The sequence below is a fragment of the Desulfurivibrio nitratireducens genome (assembly GCF_044068515.1).
GTDB lineage: Bacteria > Desulfobacterota > Desulfobulbia > Desulfobulbales > Desulfurivibrionaceae > Desulfurivibrio.
On record NZ_JBIPKI010000031.1, the window covers coordinates 1 to 17,068 of the forward strand.

The 17,068-nt window shown below is 63.6% G+C and carries 17 protein-coding genes; 10 read left to right on the forward strand and 7 right to left on the reverse strand.

The genetic code is table 11. The features are described 5' to 3' along the window. The 8 genes from rnhA to ACHHTY_RS08485 form a co-directional block, all read left to right on the forward strand. On the forward strand, positions 1-459 hold a 459-nt coding region (rnhA, locus tag ACHHTY_RS08450), incomplete at its 5' end, for a ribonuclease HI (RefSeq protein WP_395493668.1). 18 nt (positions 460-477) lie between these two features. Continuing rightward, the gene (locus ACHHTY_RS08455) at positions 478-1,530 is read left to right on the forward strand and encodes a histone deacetylase family protein (RefSeq protein ID WP_395493669.1); all 1,053 of its coding nucleotides are present in this window, start codon (positions 478-480) and stop codon (positions 1,528-1,530) included. A gap of 151 nt (positions 1,531-1,681) precedes the next feature. After that, a complete protein-coding gene (gene gatC, locus ACHHTY_RS08460; protein ID WP_395493670.1) occupies positions 1,682-1,966 on the forward strand; it encodes an Asp-tRNA(Asn)/Glu-tRNA(Gln) amidotransferase subunit GatC in 285 nt (94 codons plus the stop codon). Between the two features lies 1 nt (position 1,967). Further along, complete coding sequence (gene gatA, locus ACHHTY_RS08465) at positions 1,968-3,422, forward strand: Asp-tRNA(Asn)/Glu-tRNA(Gln) amidotransferase subunit GatA (protein ID WP_395493671.1); 1,455 nt, start codon at positions 1,968-1,970, stop codon at positions 3,420-3,422. 105 nt (positions 3,423-3,527) lie between these two features. Next, a complete protein-coding gene (hisC, locus tag ACHHTY_RS08470; RefSeq protein WP_395493672.1) occupies positions 3,528-4,634 on the forward strand; it encodes a histidinol-phosphate transaminase in 1,107 nt (368 codons plus the stop codon). After that, positions 4,624-5,322, forward strand: a complete 699-nt coding sequence (gene cmk, locus ACHHTY_RS08475) for a (d)CMP kinase (RefSeq protein WP_395493673.1) — start codon at positions 4,624-4,626, stop codon at positions 5,320-5,322. The genes hisC and cmk overlap by 11 nt, the downstream gene beginning before the upstream one ends. Positions 5,323-5,443: 121 nt before the next feature. Next, entirely contained in the window at positions 5,444-6,097 is a 654-nt protein-coding gene (yedF, locus tag ACHHTY_RS08480) for a sulfurtransferase-like selenium metabolism protein YedF (protein ID WP_395493674.1), read from the forward strand. Between the two features lie 198 nt (positions 6,098-6,295). Continuing rightward, positions 6,296-7,444 (forward strand): aminotransferase class V-fold PLP-dependent enzyme, encoded by a 1,149-nt coding sequence (locus ACHHTY_RS08485; RefSeq protein WP_395493675.1) that lies wholly within the window; start codon positions 6,296-6,298, stop codon positions 7,442-7,444. On the opposite strand, the gene ACHHTY_RS08490 is transcribed toward ACHHTY_RS08485, so the two are convergent. The 4 genes from ACHHTY_RS08490 to nikR are packed head-to-tail and all read right to left on the reverse strand — an operon-like array spanning position 7,441 to position 10,098. Continuing rightward, entirely contained in the window at positions 7,441-8,217 is a 777-nt protein-coding gene (locus ACHHTY_RS08490; RefSeq protein ID WP_395493676.1) for an energy-coupling factor ABC transporter ATP-binding protein, read from the reverse strand. The two genes, ACHHTY_RS08485 and ACHHTY_RS08490, sit on opposite strands and share 4 nt — an antisense overlap. A 4-nt stretch (positions 8,218-8,221) precedes the next feature. Further along, positions 8,222-8,971, reverse strand: coding sequence for a cobalt ECF transporter T component CbiQ (gene cbiQ / locus ACHHTY_RS08495; protein WP_395493677.1), 750 nt, complete (start codon positions 8,969-8,971; stop codon positions 8,222-8,224). Between the two features lie 37 nt (positions 8,972-9,008). Then, entirely contained in the window at positions 9,009-9,653 is a 645-nt protein-coding gene (gene cbiM, locus ACHHTY_RS08500) for a cobalt transporter CbiM (RefSeq protein ID WP_395493678.1), read from the reverse strand. Between the two features lie 37 nt (positions 9,654-9,690). Continuing rightward, positions 9,691-10,098 (reverse strand): nickel-responsive transcriptional regulator NikR, encoded by a 408-nt coding sequence (nikR, locus tag ACHHTY_RS08505; protein ID WP_395493679.1) that lies wholly within the window; start codon positions 10,096-10,098, stop codon positions 9,691-9,693. Positions 10,099-10,576: 478 nt separating this feature from the next. On the opposite strand from nikR, the gene dnaA reads away from it, so the two are divergent. Beyond that, positions 10,577-11,923 (forward strand): chromosomal replication initiator protein DnaA, encoded by a 1,347-nt coding sequence (gene dnaA, locus ACHHTY_RS08510; protein ID WP_395493680.1) that lies wholly within the window; start codon positions 10,577-10,579, stop codon positions 11,921-11,923. A 63-nt stretch (positions 11,924-11,986) separates the two neighbouring features. Here dnaA and hemG read toward each other — a convergent pair whose 3' ends face one another. Continuing rightward, complete coding sequence (hemG, locus tag ACHHTY_RS08515; protein WP_395493681.1) at positions 11,987-13,390, reverse strand: protoporphyrinogen oxidase; 1,404 nt, start codon at positions 13,388-13,390, stop codon at positions 11,987-11,989. A 454-nt stretch (positions 13,391-13,844) separates the two neighbouring features. Here hemG and ACHHTY_RS08520 point away from each other — a divergent pair, with 454 nt between their 5' ends. Then, positions 13,845-14,519, forward strand: coding sequence for a hypothetical protein (locus ACHHTY_RS08520; protein ID WP_395493682.1), 675 nt, complete (start codon positions 13,845-13,847; stop codon positions 14,517-14,519). A gap of 44 nt (positions 14,520-14,563) precedes the next feature. Here ACHHTY_RS08520 and cobO read toward each other — a convergent pair whose 3' ends face one another. Then, the gene (gene cobO, locus ACHHTY_RS08525; protein WP_395493683.1) at positions 14,564-15,082 is read right to left on the reverse strand and encodes a cob(I)yrinic acid a,c-diamide adenosyltransferase; all 519 of its coding nucleotides are present in this window, start codon (positions 15,080-15,082) and stop codon (positions 14,564-14,566) included. Next, entirely contained in the window at positions 15,079-16,920 is a 1,842-nt protein-coding gene (locus ACHHTY_RS08530) for a M48 family metalloprotease (RefSeq protein WP_395493684.1), read from the reverse strand. Before ACHHTY_RS08530 ends, cobO begins: the two co-directional genes overlap by 4 nt. Between the last annotated feature and the right edge of the window lie 148 nt (positions 16,921-17,068).

Genomic DNA, 17,068 nt, shown 5'->3' on the forward strand with positions numbered 1-17,068 from the left:
TACACCGATGGCGGGGCGCTGGGCAATCCCGGACCCGGCGGTTACGGGGTCGTCCAGCTCTTTAACGGCCAGTGCCGGGAACTGGCCGGGGGATTCCGGCTTACCACCAACAACCGGATGGAATTGATGGCCTGCATTGTCGCCCTGAGCGAGTTGGAGCACCGCGACCGGCCGGTCTGGCTTTATTCCGATTCCAGCTACGTGGTCAACGGCATCAGCAAAGGCTGGGCCCGGGGCTGGCGCCGCCGGGGCTGGGTCAAGGCCGACCGCCAGCCTGCCCTCAACCCCGATCTCTGGGGCCGGCTGCTGGACCTGGTGGATGAACTGACGGTGAATTTTCACTGGGTGCGCGGCCATGCCGGCAACCCCCTGAACGAACGCTGCGATCAACTGGCGGTGGCCATGGCCCGCCAGCCCGGTCTGCCGGCCGATATTGAATATGAAAAGCTCAAGGGCTAAAAAAGGGACGGGCCGGTGATGAAAAGCAAAACGGCGGTGCTGCAGAGCGAGGTTTTTCTGGCCCATGATCCGGGCCCAGGCCATGTCGAAGTCCCCCAGCGCCTGGTCGGGCTCTACCGGGAACTGGCCCGGCCTGAACAGCGGCAACGTTTTCTGTTTCCCGATTTCCTGCCGGTCGACGAGGACACCCTGGCCCTGAACCACAGCCGGGCCCATATCGCTCGGGTGGCGGCCACCGCCGGCAGTCCCTTTGAGTGCCTCGATCCCGACACCTGTACCTCGCCTCGCTCTTACGAGGCAGCCTGCCTGGCCGCCGGAGCGGCGGTGAAGGCCGTCGACCTGGTGACGGCGGGCGAGGCTGATAAAGCCTTCGCCCTGGTCCGGCCCCCGGGCCATCACGCCGAACATGACCGGACCCGGGGCTTTTGCCTTTTCAACAATATCGCCGTGGCGGCCCGCCATGCCTTGCAGAATCTCGGCCTGGAAAGGATTCTGATCGTCGACTGGGACCTTCATCACGGCAACGGCACCCAGCAGGCCTTTTACGATACCGACCAGGTTCTCTTTTTTTCCACCCACCAGTATCCCTATTTTCCCGGTACCGGAGCCCTCAGCGAAACCGGCCGGGGGCGGGGCGAGGGCTATACCATCAATGTGCCGCTCCAGGGCGGCCAGGATGACGCGGCCTTTGCCCGGATTTTCAACGAACTGCTCACTCCCCTGGCCGAACAGTACCGGCCTGAACTGATCTTGGTTTCCGCCGGCTTCGACACCTATGGCGGCGACCCTCTGGGCACCATGATGGTCACCGAGGCAGGATACGCCTACATGACCGGGGTGCTGGGCGAGCTGGCCGCCGGGCTCTGCGGCGGGCGGCTGGTCATGGTCCTGGAGGGCGGCTACGACCTGACCATCATGGAGCGGGGGGTGCTGGCCTGCCTCGGGGAAATGGCCGGCGACCGGCTGTTGCCGAAAAAAAGCCGCACTCGCCTCCGCCAGGCCGTGGGCCCCCTGCGGGCCCTGGAATACGCCCGGGAAACGGCAAAAAAATACTGGACAATTCCTGGATGATCTGGCTTTTTGGTTGTTTTGCTTAGTTGTTTTGCTCGGTTAAGCCGAGTCGGGCCCGGGCCCGGCGGCGGGCCTGCAGCGGCGCCCGGCTTCGGGCGGCCTTACCGGCGCCGATAAAGAACAATAAAAGTGATACTTTTAAGGATATTTTATGCGCATCGGACCGGAAAAAGTGGCGGAAGTGGCCCGGCTGGCCCGGCTGGAACTGGAGCCGGAGGAAGTCGAGGGCCTGGCTGCCGAGCTAAGCAACATTTTGCAGTATGTCGATAAATTGAGCGAACTGGATACCACCGGAGTGGAGCCCCTGAGCAACGCCCTGGCCGAGGTCAACGCCTTCCGGGAGGACGAGGTGCAGCCCTCCCTGCCCCGGCAGGAAGCCCTGGCCAACGCGCCCCGGGCCACCAGTGAAGCCTTCGTGGTTCCCAGGGTGATTTGATATGGATGTCAATTGTCTGACCATCGCCCGCCTGGCCGAGGCCCTGGCCGCCGGCAAAATTTCTTCCCGCGAGGCCACCGGGGCGGTGCTGGACCGGATCGCGGCCACCGGTGAGCAGGTTAACGCCTACATCACCCTGGACCGGGAAGGAGCCCTGGCCGCCGCTGCCGAGGCCGACCGGCGCCTGGCGGCGGGCGCGGCGCCGCCCCTGTGCGGGGTGCCGATCGCCGTCAAGGATGTCCTCTGTACCAAGGGCTTGCGCACCACCGGGGGCTCGAAAATCCTGGCGGACTTCATCCCGCCCTATGACGCCACCGTGGTGGCGAAACTGCGGCAAGCCGGAGCGGTGATCATCGGCAAGACCACCATGGACGAATTCGCCATGGGCTCGGCCAATGAAAACTCGCCCTTCGCGGTGCCGCGCAATCCCTGGAATCTCGATTATATCTGCGGCGGCTCCAGCGGCGGCTCGGCGGCGGTGGTGGCCGCCGATCAATGCGTCGCCGCCCTGGGCACCGATACCGGCGGTTCCATCCGCCAGCCCGCTTCCAATTGCGGGGTGGTGGGCTTCAAGCCCACCTATGGCCGGGTGTCCCGTTACGGACTGTTGGCCTTTGCTTCTTCCTTGGACCAGGTGGGACCGATCACCAAGGATGTCCGCGACGCCGCTCTGCTGCTCAATGCCATTTGTGGCCACGATCCCCGGGATTCCACTTCGGTCCGGGAGCCGGTGCCGGATTTTACCGCCGCCCTGGACCAGGGTTTGGCCGGCCTGCGCCTGGGCCTGCCCCGGGAATATTTCGAGGTCGGTTTGGATCCCGATGTCCAGCGGACGGTGGAGGCGGCCATTCGCCAGTTGGAAGGGGCCGGGGCCGAACTGCGCGAGATCAGCCTGCCTCGCACCGAATACGGGGTGGCCGCCTATTACGTGATCGCCCCGGCCGAGGCCAGCTCCAACCTGGCCCGCTACGACGGGGTCCGTTTCGGCCACCGGGATCCGGCGGCGGACGAGCTGGCCGCCATGTACCGCCGCAGCCGGTCGCAGGGGTTCGGCCCCGAGGTCAAACGGCGGATTATCATCGGCACCTATGCCCTCTCCTCGGGCTATTACGACGCTTATTACCGCAAGGCCTCGCAGGTCCGTTCCCTGATCATCGAAGATTACCGGCGGGCCTTTAAGGAGTGCGATGTCATCGTCTCCCCGGTGACCCCCACCCCCGCCTGGCGCCTGGGGGCCAAGAGCGACCCCCTGAGCATGTATCTCACCGACATTCTCACCATCCCCACCAACCTGGCCGGCTTGCCGGGGATGTCGCTGCCCTGCGGCTTCAGTGACGCCGGGCTGCCCATCGGCCTGCAACTCCAGGCCGCCCACTACCGCGAGGATCAGATCCTGCGGGTGGCCGCCGACCTGGAAAAACGGCTGGGTCTGACGGAGCGACGCCCGGTTTTGTGAAGCGGGGAGGGGCCGGCTTTTGCCCCTCGGCTCCCCGGCCCCGGCATTGCTGGTGGTTGCACTCATAATCCAGGGAGGGTTTCTCCCTGCCAAACAGGATTTTTTATGCCCATCAAGGTAGCCCCCCATATCGCCGGCCTGATTCCTTATCCGCCGGGCAAGCCCATCGAGGAGCTGGAACGGGAGTACGGGATCAGTGGCTCGATCAAGCTGGCCTCCAATGAAAACGCCCTGGGGCCGTCCCCCAAGGCGCTGGCCGCCATTACCGCCTGCCTGGCCGGCTTGCATCGCTATCCCGACGGCAGTTGCTACTACCTGGCCCGGGAGCTGGCCCAGCGGCTGGCGGTGCCTTCCCAACGCCTGGTTTTCGGCAACGGCTCCAATGAACTCATCGGGCTTTTGGCCGCCGCCTTCCTGGCCAGCGGGGAAGAGGTGGTGACCTCGCATCCCACCTTCCTGGTTTATCAGAACGTGGTCCAGGCCCAGGGCGGGGTCAACCGGGTGGTGCCGCTCAAGGACATGCGGCATGATCTGGCCGCCATCCTGGCGGCGGTCAGCGAGCGTACCCGGATGATTTTTCTCGATAACCCCAACAATCCCACCGGCACGGTTTTCAGCGCCGGCGAGTTCGAGGATTTCCTGGGCCGGGTGCCGGAGGGGGTCATCGTGGTGCTCGACGAGGCCTACGTCGATTTCGTCGATCCCGAGCTGCGCCTGGATGCCCGCCGCTACCTGGACGGTCCGGTGCCGGTGGTGGCCCTGCGCACCTTTTCCAAGGCTTACGGGCTGGCCGGGCTCAGGGTGGGTTACGGTCTGATGCGGGAAGAACTGGCCGATTATATCCACCGGGTCCGCCAGCCCTTCAATGTCAGCACTCCCGCCCAGGTCGGGGCCCTGGCCGCCCTGGAGGACGATGAGCACTACCGCCTTACCCTGGAAACCACCGCCCGGGAGAAAGCCCGCCTGGCGGCGGCGGTGACCGAACTGGGCTGCCGGGCCTTTGCCAGCCAGGCCAATTTTTTCCTCATCGATATCGGCGGCGACGGCCGAGCCCTCTACGAGCACCTGTTGCGCCAGGGGGTCATCGTCCGGCCGATGAACGCCTACGGTTACCCCGGTTATATCCGGATCACCCCCGGCAAACCGGCGGAAAACGACCGTTTCCTCCGCAGTCTGGAGCAAAGCCTGAAGGAGCTTGGTTATGGCCGCTGAAAAGAAAGCCGTGGTCACCATTGACGGACCCTCGGGAGCGGGCAAGAGTACGATCAGCCGGCTGCTGGCCGCCCGCCTGGGCTACACCTATCTCGATACCGGGGCCATGTACCGGGCGGTGGGGCTGCATGTCCGCCGGGCGGGCATCGATCCCGAAGATGCCGAGGCCCTGGAGGCGGCCCTGGATAAGCTGGAGATCGAACTCAGTCCGGCCGAGGGTGATGATGATGTGCGGGTGCGACTCAACGGCGAGGATGTTTCCGCCGCCATTCGCACCCCGAAAATGGGACTGGAGGCCTCGCGGATTTCCGCCTATCCCCAGGTTCGGCGCAGACTCACCGAGCTGCAGCGGCTTATGGCCGCCCAGGGCGGTTTGGTGGCCGAGGGCCGGGATATGGGCACGGTGGTCTTTCCCGGGGCCCAGCATAAATTTTATCTCGACGCCAGCCCGGAAGAACGGGCCCGGCGGCGCTGCGAGCAGTTGCGGCAACGGGGCGACGAGCCCGATTACCAGGAGATTCTGGCCCAGATCATCCGGCGGGACCAGGATGATTCCCAGCGGGCCCTGGCCCCCCTGCGGCCGGCCGACGACGCGGTGATCGTCGATTCCTCGCAAATGGGGCCCGAGGCGGTGGTGGATTTCATGCTGGCCAATATCGATGGTTTTGCCATGCTGGGTGAGAATTGACCGGGGGCCGGCATTGTTCGCGCCCTTTCAGTCCGGGGCGGTTGAGTCAGGCTTCCCCTGATTTTTGTAACTCTGTCAGCCGCGGCCGCAAGCGGTCCGGCGCTAACCGGGAGGTATCAAAATGGCCGGGAATCCGGAAGCACGGGAACTGGACTGCCGGGGGCTGCTTTGCCCCCAGCCGGTGATTCAAACCAAGGAGGCCCTGGACGCCATGGCCGGGGGCCGGCTGCAAGTACTGGTCGACAACGAGGCCGCCCGCAGCAACGTGACCCGTTTTGCCCGCAGCCAGGGCTTGGCGGTTGATGAGCGCGAGGAGGACGGAGTTTTCCGCCTGACCATCGAGCAAGCCCCCGCAGCCGGGGCCAGCGCCGGTTCCGGGGCCGGGGCGGAAGCCGCCGCGCCGGAAGAATATCTCTGTTATCCCGCCGGCGGCGGGGTTGTCGCTATAATTACCGCCGACACCATGGGCCGGGGCGATGAAGAGCTGGGCCGGGTGTTGATGCGGGCCTTTATCAAGACCCTGCCGGCCCTGGACCCGCTGCCCGGCGCCCTTTATTTCTACAATGCCGGGGTGCGGATCACCGCCGGCGCTGAACCGGATGAGGGATTGTTGGAGCCTTTGCGGGAACTGGTTCGCCGGGGGAGCAGGGTTTATTCCTGCGGCACCTGCCTGGATTTTTTCGGCCTTCAGGAAAAACTGCGGGTGGGTGAAGTGACCAATATGTATGAAATCATGAAGGGGATGGCCGAGGCCCAAACCGTCATCCGCCCGTAAACCACCGGCAGCACCGCATCTTGCGGCGATCAGGCCGGCTTGCGTACCGATGTAAGCGGCGCCGGCCTGCTTGCCGCAACCTGCGGCACTGCCGGCGGTTTACGTTTTTTTGGGGGATTCCGGTCTGTTGGTGTTGGTTATGGTTGCTGAACTTTTGCCGGTTCCGGGTTGATTGGCGGCCGGCTGTTAAGGGTTGAATTGGAAAAAGCCATCTATTTCGATAACGCTGCCACCTCCTTTCCCAAGCCGCCGGAGGTGCTGGAGGTCTTAAGCCGGCTGCCCCGGGAGATCGCCTTGAGCCCGGGCCGGGCTGCCCACCGCTATTCCCTGGCCGCCGGCCGGGAGATTTTCGCCGCCCGGGAATTGCTGGCCGAGTTCTTCGGCTGTGCCGATTCTTCCCGGGTCATTTTCACCGCCAATGTCACCGAGGCCCTCAATCTGGGGATTTTCGGCCTGCTGGGTTCCGGTGATCACGTGATCACCACCGGCCTGGAACACAACTCGGTGATGCGGCCCCTGCGCTATCTGGAAAGCCGGGGCGAGATCGCCATTTCCCTGCTGCCCGTTTCGGCCGGCGGCGAAATCGACCCCGCCGCCATTGACCGGCTGCGGCGGCCCAACACCCGCCTGATCATCATCAATCACGCTTCCAACGTCTGCGGGACCATCGCCCCCCTGGCCGAAATCGCCGCCCGTAAAGGCCAGGCCCGGCTGCTGGTGGACGCGGCCCAGTCCGCCGGCCATCTCCCCCTGGCCGTGGATGAGGCGGGCATTGATTTGCTGGCCTTTACCGGCCACAAAGGGCTTTTCGGCCCCACCGGCAGCGGCGGCTTCGTGATGGCGGCGGACCTGCCCCTCCGGCCCCTGCGCATGGGGGGGACCGGCAGCAATTCCGAGCAGGAAAACCAGCCCGACTTCGCCCCGGACTGCTACGAGGCCGGCACCCCCAACACTCTGGGGATCGCCGCCCTGGCCGCCGGGATCCGCTTTATCAACCGGGTCGGCCTGGCGGCCATCGCCCGGCACGAACAGGACCTGACCGACCGCCTGCTGGTGGGCCTGGCCGCGATCAGCGGCATCACCCTTTACGGGCCGCCCCGGGAGCTGCCCCGCTGCCCGGTGGTTTCCCTGCGCCTGGCCGGCTGCGCGGTTTCCGAGCTGGCTCTGCGCCTCGAGCGGGAGTTCGGGATTATGGCCCGGGCCGGTCTCCACTGCGCGCCCGCCGCCCATCGCAGCCTCGGCACCTTCCCCGAAGGCACTCTCCGCCTTTCCCTGAGTTGGTTCAACAGCCGGGAGGAGGTAGACTCCTGCCTGGCGGCCCTGGCCCGCCTGGCCGCCGTTCGCTAGCGGTTGCCCTCCGGGGCCCGGTGGTGGGGATTCTGGTGGGGGATCAGCGAATGGGGCTTTTCCTGGCCATGGGTCTGCATCAGCTTTTCATCGGCCATGATCTCGGCCGGCCGGCCGTCGGCGACGATGCGGCCGCCATCCATCAGCACCACCCGCTCGCAGACTTCCAGGACCAGTTCCAGGTCGTGGGAGGCGATCAGCAGGCTTTCCCGTCCTTGCCCCAGTAGGGAAATCAGCCGGCGCCGGGTGCGGATATCAAGCCCGGCGCTGGGTTCATCGTAGATGACCAGGGCCGGCCGCATGGCCAGCACCCCGGCGATGGCCACGATTCGCTTCTCCCCCTCGGAAAGATGGTGGACCGGCCGCTCGGCCAGGTTCTCGGCTCCCACCGCCCGCAGGGCCTGCTCCACCCGGCGGTTTACTTCCCTTGCGTCCAGGCCCAGGTTCTGAGGGCCGAAGGCCACATCTTCCCATACCGAAGGACAGAAGAGCTGGTCGTCGGATTTCTGGAAAACCAGGGCGATTTGCGGGTTGAAGCTGTTGGCGGCCAGTTGGCGGCCCTGGAAGCTGATTTGGCCCCGGCCGGGCTTGAGGATCCCGCAGACCAGCAGAAAGAGGGTGGTTTTGCCGGCCCCGTTGGGACCGATCAAGCCCACCCGCTCGCCGGGCTGGATTCGCAGGTTGAGATCCTGGATGAATCCGTGCTGCGGGTAGGCTTCGGGAGTTCCGGGGTAGGTGAAGCAAAGATTGTTGATTTCCAGCAAGGCGGTCATTGCTTTAACTGCTGAGGTTTAACGGCAGGCTGAGGCCGGTAATTAACAAGGAAACGGCCAGGATAAGTCCCAGCATCAGAAAATCGAGCCGTCTCGCCCGGAAGCCGTGGGCCTGCTCAACATTCTGGCCATAGCCCCGCAGGCGCATGGCCCGGTAGATCCAGTCGGAGCGCTCGTAGCTGCGCACCAGCAGGCTGCCGGTCAGCCAGGCGATGGTTTGGAGCTGGCGGGGGCCCAATCTGTCCCCGCGGAAGCCCCGGGCCCGCATGGCGGTCCGCATCTGGCGGTAGTCCTGGCCGATCACCTGGAGGTAGCGCAGGACCAGCAGGGCCAGGTCAACCAGGATCCAGGGCATCCCCAGGGCCCGCATGGCCTTGATATTGGTGGTCAGGGGACTGGTGTTGAGGAGAATCAGGGCGCTGAGGAAAATGCCCAGAAAGCGGGCCCCGATCAGGGCGGCGGCGGCCAGCCCTTCCTGGTAAATCGTCAGCGGCCCCCAGGCCAACCAGGCCTGGTCGCCGACCGCCAGGGGCAGGCCCAGCAGCAGCAGGACCAGGAGCAGGGAAGGGTAGCGCAGGCGCCGGAGGATAAAGGCCGGCGAAAGCCCGGACAAACTCCACAAAATAAAGGTGGTAGCCAGGATCAGCGGAACCAGGCGCAGATCGTTGATCATGGCAAAGGCCAGGACCAGGGCGCCGAGGCCCAGCAGTTTGAAGCGCGGATCGCATTGTTGCAGGATGCTGGTTGCTTTCATTTCTCGTTCGCCAAAACGGGGCGCGGATCTTGGGGTTTCAGGGCCTGTAAAGGGGCAAAATAGATGGTTTGACCTTTTGCAGGAAGGCGACCAGCAGGCCGGCCACCGTTCCCTCGATGATGATCAGGGGCAGGTGGGCCGCCGCCAGCACGGTAATCGCCACCCGGGCCGCGTCCTGGCTGTAATCGGCCGGCAACCCCACCAGCAGGACGATGATAAAAAGCAGCAGCGAGCCGCCGGTGGCTCCGGCCCCGACCAGGGCCCCGCGCCAGCCGCTGCGGCCGGGACTTTCTGTCGGCTGCCGGCCCAGGCGGAAAAACCAGCCGGCCAGCAAGGCCGGCAGGCCCAGGATCAGGGCGTTGACCCCCAGAGCGGTCAGCCCGCCGTGGCCGAACATCACAGCCTGAAAAAAGAGCCCCACCAGAATGGCTGGAAAGGCGAACCACCCCAGCAGGATGCCCAGCAGCCCGTTGAGCACCAGGTGAACCCCGGCCGGCGGCAACGGAATGTGGATGAGCGAGGCCACGAAAAAAGCGGCGGTGAGCAGGGCCGCCCGGGGGATCTGCTCGCGGGGATCGCCGGCGCGCTTGATCCGTTCCAGGCAATACCAGGCCGTGACCCCGGTGGCGCCGAAACCGCCGACCACCACCGGCAGACTTAAAATTCCATCGGCTATATGCATCGGCTTGACAGCGCAGCGCGGTTTGCCGTCGGACCCATCAGAAAGCCCTGGCGGTGCTGCTCATCGCCAGGTGGCCGTCTTTGACGCCCCGCAGGGCGATGAGCTGGTCCGAGAGCTCGCGGACCGCGCTGGCCTGCCCCCGGGCGATCAGGATCTCCAGGCAGTTGTGGTGATCCATGTGGACATGGGTGGTGGAGGTGATCATTTGATGATGGTCATGCTGGATGCTGTTGATCCGCTCGAGGATCTGGGAATGATGATGATCGTAAACCAGGGTGATCACTCCGATTACCTCTTTATCCTCGCCCCACTCCTCCTTGACGAACTCCTTGCGGATCAGGTCACGGATGGCCTCGGAGCGGTTGGTGTATTGCCGGCGCTTGATAAATTCGTCAAAATCAGCCAAAAGCCCATCTTCCAGGGAAACTGAGAATCGTTTCAGCATATTGGTAGCACCTTTTTTAGATATTGTATTACCGAAAATAAATCAGAAATAACCTGCCCTGTCAAGGAAAGAAAAGATTTTGCGGGTCAATTTTTGATCTGCCCGGAAACACGTGGGAAGCTAACATGAAAAGAGCAATAAAGAGTAAAGAGGAGAAAACAGGAGCAATCGAGAGAAAAAAGGGTTGTTTACCGTTTCGTTAAATATTGAGACTTGCGGCAAGCGACGGTCTAGTAACTCGATAATACACCCAAAAATTCCGGCAAAAAAAAGCGCCATGTTTAAGCCCTGTTAGCGGTAAAAAAAATCTAAACTCTCATCCCGGCGCTCTTTTCCGGCTGTTGAAAAGCCCCCGGAGGCGGTTGCTGAAATAGCGCCGGAGCGCTTTTGACAGCCCGGCAGAGGTTGAATACAACAGCCGGCACGAGGGGAAACGGTTTCTAAGGATACCGCGCTGGCAGAAGGGGGAGAGACGAGTATGATTTGGCCTGAAGTTAGAAGCATTCTGCACCATCAACTTTCTGAAAGTGAATTCAACCTCTGGATAGAACCTTTGCGCTGCCTGGGGGAGGATGGCCGGGTCCTGGACCTGGCCGGCCCCGACCGTTTTTTTTGTTCATGGGTGGCGAACAATTATCTTGCCGTGATCGATAAAACCCTGATCCAACTGGATCGGGCCGGCGTTCAGGTCCGATTCCGGGTGGATCCGAGTCTGGCCGGACAATCTGACCCGGCCGACGACAAAGTCGACCGCGGCGAACAGTTGCGCCTGCCCAGCATGCCCCGGGGCCGTTCCCGCATTCGGACCCTCCATCCTCGTTATACCTTTGACGAGTTCATGGTCGGCGAATCCAACGCCCTGGCCTTTTCCGCCTGTGAGGCCATCGCCGCCAACGCCTCCGAGGCGGAGCCCTGCGTCTTCATCAACGCCGGCACCGGTCTGGGCAAGAGTCATCTGGCCCACGCGGTGGCCCATCATCTTTATAACCACGCCCCCAGCACCCGCCTTTGCTGCCTGACTTCGCAGCAGCTCACCGCCGAACTGGTGCGCCATATCAAGAACAACAGCATGGACCAGTTCAAGGAAAAGTTCCAGCGCCAGTGCGATGTGCTGCTGGTGGAAGATGTCCAGACCCTGGCGGGTCGCAGCAAGACCCAGGTGGAATTGGCCGAAGCGGTCGACTGTCTGCTGGAAAGCGGCCGCCGGGTGCTCTTTACCGGTTCCCTGAGCCCCCGCGACATTCCCGACCTGGACGCCGGGGTTCGTTCCCGCCTGGGCTCCGGCCTGGTCACCACCATCAATCCGCCGGATTTGAAGACCCGGCGCCTGATCATCCAGCGCAAGGCGAATTACCACAAGCTGGTTCTGGACGATGATATGATCGAATACCTGGCCGAGAAGGTGCGGGGAGATGTCCGCCGCCTGGAAAGCGCCATCGTCGGGCTCAAGGCCAAGTCCAACCTCCAGAAAAGTCCGCCGACCATGGCCATGATCCAGGAGGTGGTAAGCGCGGTGATGGGCAATGAAGCCCCCGGCCTTTCCGCCGAGGCCATCCGCGATTTCGTCGCGGCCCAGTTTCGGGTCAGTGTGACCGATCTCCAGTCCAAGTCGCGCAAGAAGGAACTGGCCTTTCCCCGCCAGATTTCCATGTATCTGGCCCGCAAGCTCACCGAAGAGGCCCTGGCCGGTATCGGCAAGGCCTTCAACCGGGACCACTCCACCGTGGTCCATTCCATCCGGGTAATCACCGAGGCGGTGGCCCGCAACGGCAGCATCCGGGGACAAGTGGAGCATCTGACCGCGCGTTTGCGGCAGCGCAATTAAGGGAAGCCGTTGAGGCCCCCTTGCATTTGAGGGAAAATTTTGCCAAGCCGGTGCGGAGCCCGTCTAGAAATAGACGGGTCGGACTTGCGCCTGTTCTTTGCTGCTGCGGCCCTGGGCGATTTTTTCGGCGGCTTGCTTGGCGGCCTTCATCATGTCGTTCATGCCGATGCCGTCCCAGCCGAAGCCGGCCAGCAGCAGGTCGGGGTGCTGCCGGGCCAGCTGGTCGCGCCAGGCCAGCAGGCGGGGATGGTCCTGCTCGAGCTGGGGGATACCGCCGGAGCCCCGCAGGACCCGGGCAAAGACCGGCGGGGCCTTGATGGGCAGTAATTGGCGGAGATCATTGTAAATATTGTTGATCATGGTCTCGTCATCCAGCTCCAGCCGTTCGGGATGGCGCCGGCCCCCGACCAGGGCCTCGAGCAGGACATGATCGGCGGGGGCCCGGTCCGGGAACATGTGCGAGGAGAAGAGGGCGCCCAGGGTGAAGCGGCCCTCCCGTTCCGGGGCCAGATAACCGAAGCCGGCGGGGATTTCCGCGTCCTGGCGCCGAAAGCCCAGAGCCACGGTGACAATCCGCGCTTCCGGCACCGTCGCCACCGGGGGGGCAAAGGCCTCCAGCAGGGCCAGGGCCTGGTTGACCGGCAAAGCCAGCACCAGCTGGGCGGCCCGAAAAACGCCCTGCTGGCTTTGGACTTCCCAGCCGCCCTCGCTCAGGGGGCGGATCGCCGTAACCCCACATTGATAAAGAATGTTAAGTTCTCGGCTCAGGCGGTTTACCAGGTGTTCCATCCCCTGGGGGAAACTGGTCATGGCCGGCAGGCGGTCGCCTCCGGCTTTCTTGCCTTCGCCGGGGGCGGCGGTCTTTTTCTTCTGCCGGTGTTCCCGCCAGAGGCCGCGGAGCAGTGAACCGTGTTCCTTTTCCAGCCTTCTTACTCCCGGCATCACCGCGTCGATGCTCAAGCGCTGGTAGTCGCCGGCGAAAGTGCCGGTGATCGCCGCGTCCACCAGGGGCAGAATTTCCCGGCCGAATCGGTGTTGGGCCCATTCCCCGATACTGTGGCCGTCGGGCAGCGGTTTCTGGAACGGTTCCGCCGCCAGGCGCAGCTTGCCGGCCAGGGAAAGCAGTGGGGTGGTCAGCAGGGCGCCGGGCTTCTGGGGCAGGGCCACCAGGCGGCCCTGGTGACAGACAAAGCGGACATTTTTGCTCAGCGGGGCCTTGAGCGCTTCCCGGTCCAGGCCGGATTCGGCCAGGAGCTGCCGGCTTTCCGGGTTGTTGTCGAGAAACCCGTGCGGGCCCCATTCGGCCCGGAAACCATCCTCGTGAAAAGACCTGATTGCCCCCCCGGGGCGATCGCTCTGTTCCATGATCAGAGTGGTGGTCCCGGCGCCCGCGCCGGCTAGAAAATGGGCGGTGGCCAGGCCGGACAGCCCGGCTCCGATGATGATTATTTCATGATTGGTGCTCATGGTTCCTCTTTTCAGGTTGAAGAGACAAGGCGCAAGTGCTGAGCGGTCACGCAATCTTGCTGCCGCTTGCCCCTTGGAGTTCGGGATGGTTGCCGGCTTTGTCCGGGCACCGTTCAGTTGCTCGGAAACTTCCCAGGCCAAAGCAAAGTGCTTGGTTTCGGCAAGCTTGTTTCAGGCAACTATTAACTTGTTTTCCGGTTTGATCTCGCCTAATTTAGGACATGTTTTTGACCAGCGCTGCAGCAGGAAGCCGGTTTTGCCGAAACCACCGGGCGGCCAAGACCACCAGTCGGTGGAGGATCCTTGGACCCCGGGTTTCCAATTTATCAGATGTGGCCGCCGTCCGCTTGCTGAAATTCCGCCGCCGCCGGCTCTGGCCCGTTGCCGTTACGGCCCCGGTCGGGTCCTGGTGGGGAGCGGATTACCTTAAGCTGAAACGAGACGGGCGCAACCAATGACCGTGCCAACGCCGCCGGCCCGGATTCTCATTCTCTACTATTCATACAGCGGCCAAAGTGCCGTCCTGGTCCGGCGCCTGGCCGCCGGTCTGGCCGATGGGGGGGCGGAGGTGCATTGGGAGCGGATTCAGCCCCGGCGCGCCCTGCGTTTTCCCCTCGGCTCCATTTTCAAAACCTTTGCCCTGATGCTGATCACCCTTTTCCGGGTCCGCTTCGCCATTCAGCCCCCGGCCGCAGACCCTGATGATCCCTGGGATCTGGTGGTGCTGGCCGGCCCCACCTGGTCCTGGAATCCCAGCGGACCGGTGCTGGCCCTGCTCGATGAATACCCCGGTTTTTTCCGCTCCCGGCCGGTCCTGGCCATGATTTCCTGCCGGGGCTACTGGTCCAGCCACTGGCGGTACCTGGAAAAGCGTCTGGCCAAAATGGCGGCGATTCCCTGCGGGCCGGTGGTTTTCGATCATCCCCAGAGCGAACCCTGGCGGACCATCGGGGTGTTTCTCAAGATCGCCGGCATCGCTCCGGAAAGGTCTTCTTCCTTCCTGGGCCGTTTTTACCGCCGCTTCGGCCACACCAAAGAGCAGTTTGACGAGGCCTACCAATTGGGGCGGGAATTGGCCGCGAATCTGGCCCGGAAAACGATTCCCGCCGATCTTTGCCGCCGGCCCTGAGCGGCCGGCTGTGGCTCCCCGACGGCCGGCTGCCCCAGGTTTTGCTACCACTCAATACCCTTCTGGGCGGAGATTCCCTGGTTGAAGGGGTGTTTCACCTCCCTCATCTCCGTTACCAGGTCGGCGGCCGCCAGCAGTTCCGCGCCGGCGTCGCGGCCGGTGACCACCAGGTGCATGGTGGCCGGCCGGGCTCGCAGGGTCGCCAGGACCTCCTCGGGGCCAAGGACGGAAAAGTGGAACAGATAGGTCAACTCATCCAGCACCACCAGGTCATAGGTCCCGGCCGTAATTTTTTCCCGGGCTAAATCCCACCCCTTCAGGGCGCTTTCCCGGAAGCGGACCAGGTCCTGGTCCTGCCAGCTGAAGCCGGAACCAACCTGGTGAATTTCCACCCGGTCGGCCAGCTGCCGCAGGGCATTGATTTCCCCGCTGGGACGATTTTTGACGAACTGGATGATGCAGACCTGCAAACCCTGGCCGGCCGCCCGCAAGGCCTGGCCGAAGGCGGCGCAGGTCTTGCCTTTGCCGGCGCCGGTGTAAACTATCAGCAGCCCCCTGGTCATGGTCTGGGCTCCTCCTCTTTGCGCGCCGGCCGGGGCAGTTCGTCCCGTTGGAATCTTTGCAGTTGCTGCTGGTAATAGCGTCGTTCGAGGGGGTCGGCCGCCTCGAGGGCGGCCCTGGCCGCCGCCACCGCCTTTTCCCGGTCCCCCATCTGCCACCAGGCGGTGGCCAGGGTATCAAGAATGTGGGGATTGGGGTCGAGACGGACTGCCTCCCGGGCCAGTTCCAGGGCCCGCGGATAATCGTGGACGGCGGGATCTTCGGCGGTGAGCAGCAGCCAGGCCAGGTTGTTAAGTATTTCCGGCTGGTGGGGTGCCAGCAACAACGATTGTTCATAAGCGGCGATCGCCTCGGGATACTGCCCCCGCAGGTAGTGAAGATCGCCGAGCAGGCTGGGCCAGTCGGGGTTATCCGGCTCGAGCCGGATTTTTTCCTGGATGATGGTTTCCACCAGGCGAGCCTTGGCCTCTTCTTCGCCCAACTCTCCGGGCAGCTGCCAGAGGGTAAAGGCGGCGCTGCCGAGCAGCAGCAGGAAGAGCACCAGGCTCAGGCGGACTTTGCGATGATGTTTGTTGATCAGGCCGGGGTTTTCATCGCTGGCCGCCAGGTAATCGATCCGTTGCCCGATGCTGAAATGATGCCAACTGGGCAAATCGCGGATTTTGCCCCCCAGCCAGGCGATTTTTTCGAAAACCCGGATCAGTGGTTCCGCCCGCCCCACCGCCTCGAGGGCGTAAAGGTCGGCCTGGCGTTCAAAATTGCGCATGAAAAAACCAAAAAGGAAGCGGAAATAGATAATGACCAGGGCCAGCAGGGCCAGGGTTCCGGCCAGGTTGATGATGGCCAGGGGCGATTTGCCGCTGAAGGCCATGGCCCGCTCGAGCAGGCCCGAGTCCAGCAGCATGATCAGAAAGGGCAGGGAGGCCAGGTGGGCGAAAAGGCCGAAGCCCACAAAGAAGAGGAAGTAAATCGGCAGATGATGATGGCGGACATGGCCGATTTCGTGGGCGATCACCGCTTCCAGCTCATCATCGTCCAGGGCCTGGAGCAGGGCCGGCGTGATCAGCAGGTAACGGAAGTGGCGGGTGATTCCCATGACTCCGGCGGTGAGCAGGCGGCCTTCAAAAAGCGGCCAGAGCATGATGTCTTGAAACCTTACCCGGTGGGAGCGGCACAAATCCTCGAGCCGCCGCCGCAGAGGACCGTCGGGCAGGGGGCGGCAGTCCCAGAGCCGGGTGGCCAGCCAGGGAAAGACGAATAGCAGCAGGAGAAAGAAGCAGATAATCACCAGGGGTTCTCCCCAGGGTGAGGCCAGCAACTGCTTAAACGGGCCGAAGGTGGTCAGGGCCAGCAGGTCGGCCAGCAGGGTAATAAGCAGCCAGGGCAGGAGAATGACCAGGTTGAGCTTGAGGTTGGCGGCGATAAAGGCCAAGGGGGGATGCTGGGCCTGGAAAATCCGGCAGTAGCTCGGCCGGGCCCGGTTCCAGACCACCAGCAGGTAGCTGAGAAAAAGGGCCACCCCGGCATAGGGCACCAGGCTCGGCAGGGCCGCGGCGGCCGGCAGCTTGGCGAAATAGTACTGGGCATCGAGCAGATAGATGTCAAAAGCGAAACTGATGATGGCCAGGATCGAAAGCCGTTGTTGGGTGGCGAAGTAAGCCGCGGCCTTGAAGGGGCCGGGGCGGCGGAAGCTGTAGTGGCTGAACCCGGCGAACAAAGCGGCTTTGAGGGCGAAAAGGAGCAGGGCGGGCCCGAGGGCAAGCTGCGGCTCATCGGGGACGCCCCGGGTGGCGAGGATAATAATGACCAGCAGGAGATAGACGAGATTGGTATAGGGCAAGCAAGGTCCTCTGGAACCTGGGCTGGCGGCTGGCCGCCGGGCGGTACAGAACCTGGTTCAGGCGGTGGTTGGTCGCTGGCGGGTCGGCCGAAAAAAAATCTCCGGCCCCGGCGGAATGGGCTATACTTCAACCAGGTGGGCCGAAAAG

Excerpts from the sequence above, each read along its gene's own strand:
- ACHHTY_RS08455 (WP_395493669.1), top strand. The coding sequence starts at position 478 with ATGAAAAGCAAAACGGCGGTGCTGCAGAGCGAGGTTTTTCTGGCCCAT.
- cbiM (WP_395493678.1), bottom strand. The coding sequence starts at position 9,653 with ATGCATATAGCCGATGGAATTTTAAGTCTGCCGGTGGTGGTCGGCGGT.
- hisC (WP_395493672.1), top strand. The coding sequence starts at position 3,528 with ATGCCCATCAAGGTAGCCCCCCATATCGCCGGCCTGATTCCTTATCCG.
- ACHHTY_RS08490 (WP_395493676.1), bottom strand. The coding sequence starts at position 8,217 with ATGACCGCCTTGCTGGAAATCAACAATCTTTGCTTCACCTACCCCGGA.
- hemG (WP_395493681.1), bottom strand. The coding sequence starts at position 13,390 with ATGAGCACCAATCATGAAATAATCATCATCGGAGCCGGGCTGTCCGGC.
- cmk (WP_395493673.1), top strand. The coding sequence starts at position 4,624 with ATGGCCGCTGAAAAGAAAGCCGTGGTCACCATTGACGGACCCTCGGGA.
- yedF (WP_395493674.1), top strand. The coding sequence starts at position 5,444 with ATGGCCGGGAATCCGGAAGCACGGGAACTGGACTGCCGGGGGCTGCTT.
- ACHHTY_RS08520 (WP_395493682.1), top strand. The coding sequence starts at position 13,845 with ATGACCGTGCCAACGCCGCCGGCCCGGATTCTCATTCTCTACTATTCA.
- cobO (WP_395493683.1), bottom strand. The coding sequence starts at position 15,082 with ATGACCAGGGGGCTGCTGATAGTTTACACCGGCGCCGGCAAAGGCAAG.
- gatA (WP_395493671.1), top strand. The coding sequence starts at position 1,968 with ATGGATGTCAATTGTCTGACCATCGCCCGCCTGGCCGAGGCCCTGGCC.
- dnaA (WP_395493680.1), top strand. The coding sequence starts at position 10,577 with ATGATTTGGCCTGAAGTTAGAAGCATTCTGCACCATCAACTTTCTGAA.
- gatC (WP_395493670.1), top strand. The coding sequence starts at position 1,682 with ATGCGCATCGGACCGGAAAAAGTGGCGGAAGTGGCCCGGCTGGCCCGG.
- cbiQ (WP_395493677.1), bottom strand. The coding sequence starts at position 8,971 with ATGAAAGCAACCAGCATCCTGCAACAATGCGATCCGCGCTTCAAACTG.
- nikR (WP_395493679.1), bottom strand. The coding sequence starts at position 10,098 with ATGCTGAAACGATTCTCAGTTTCCCTGGAAGATGGGCTTTTGGCTGAT.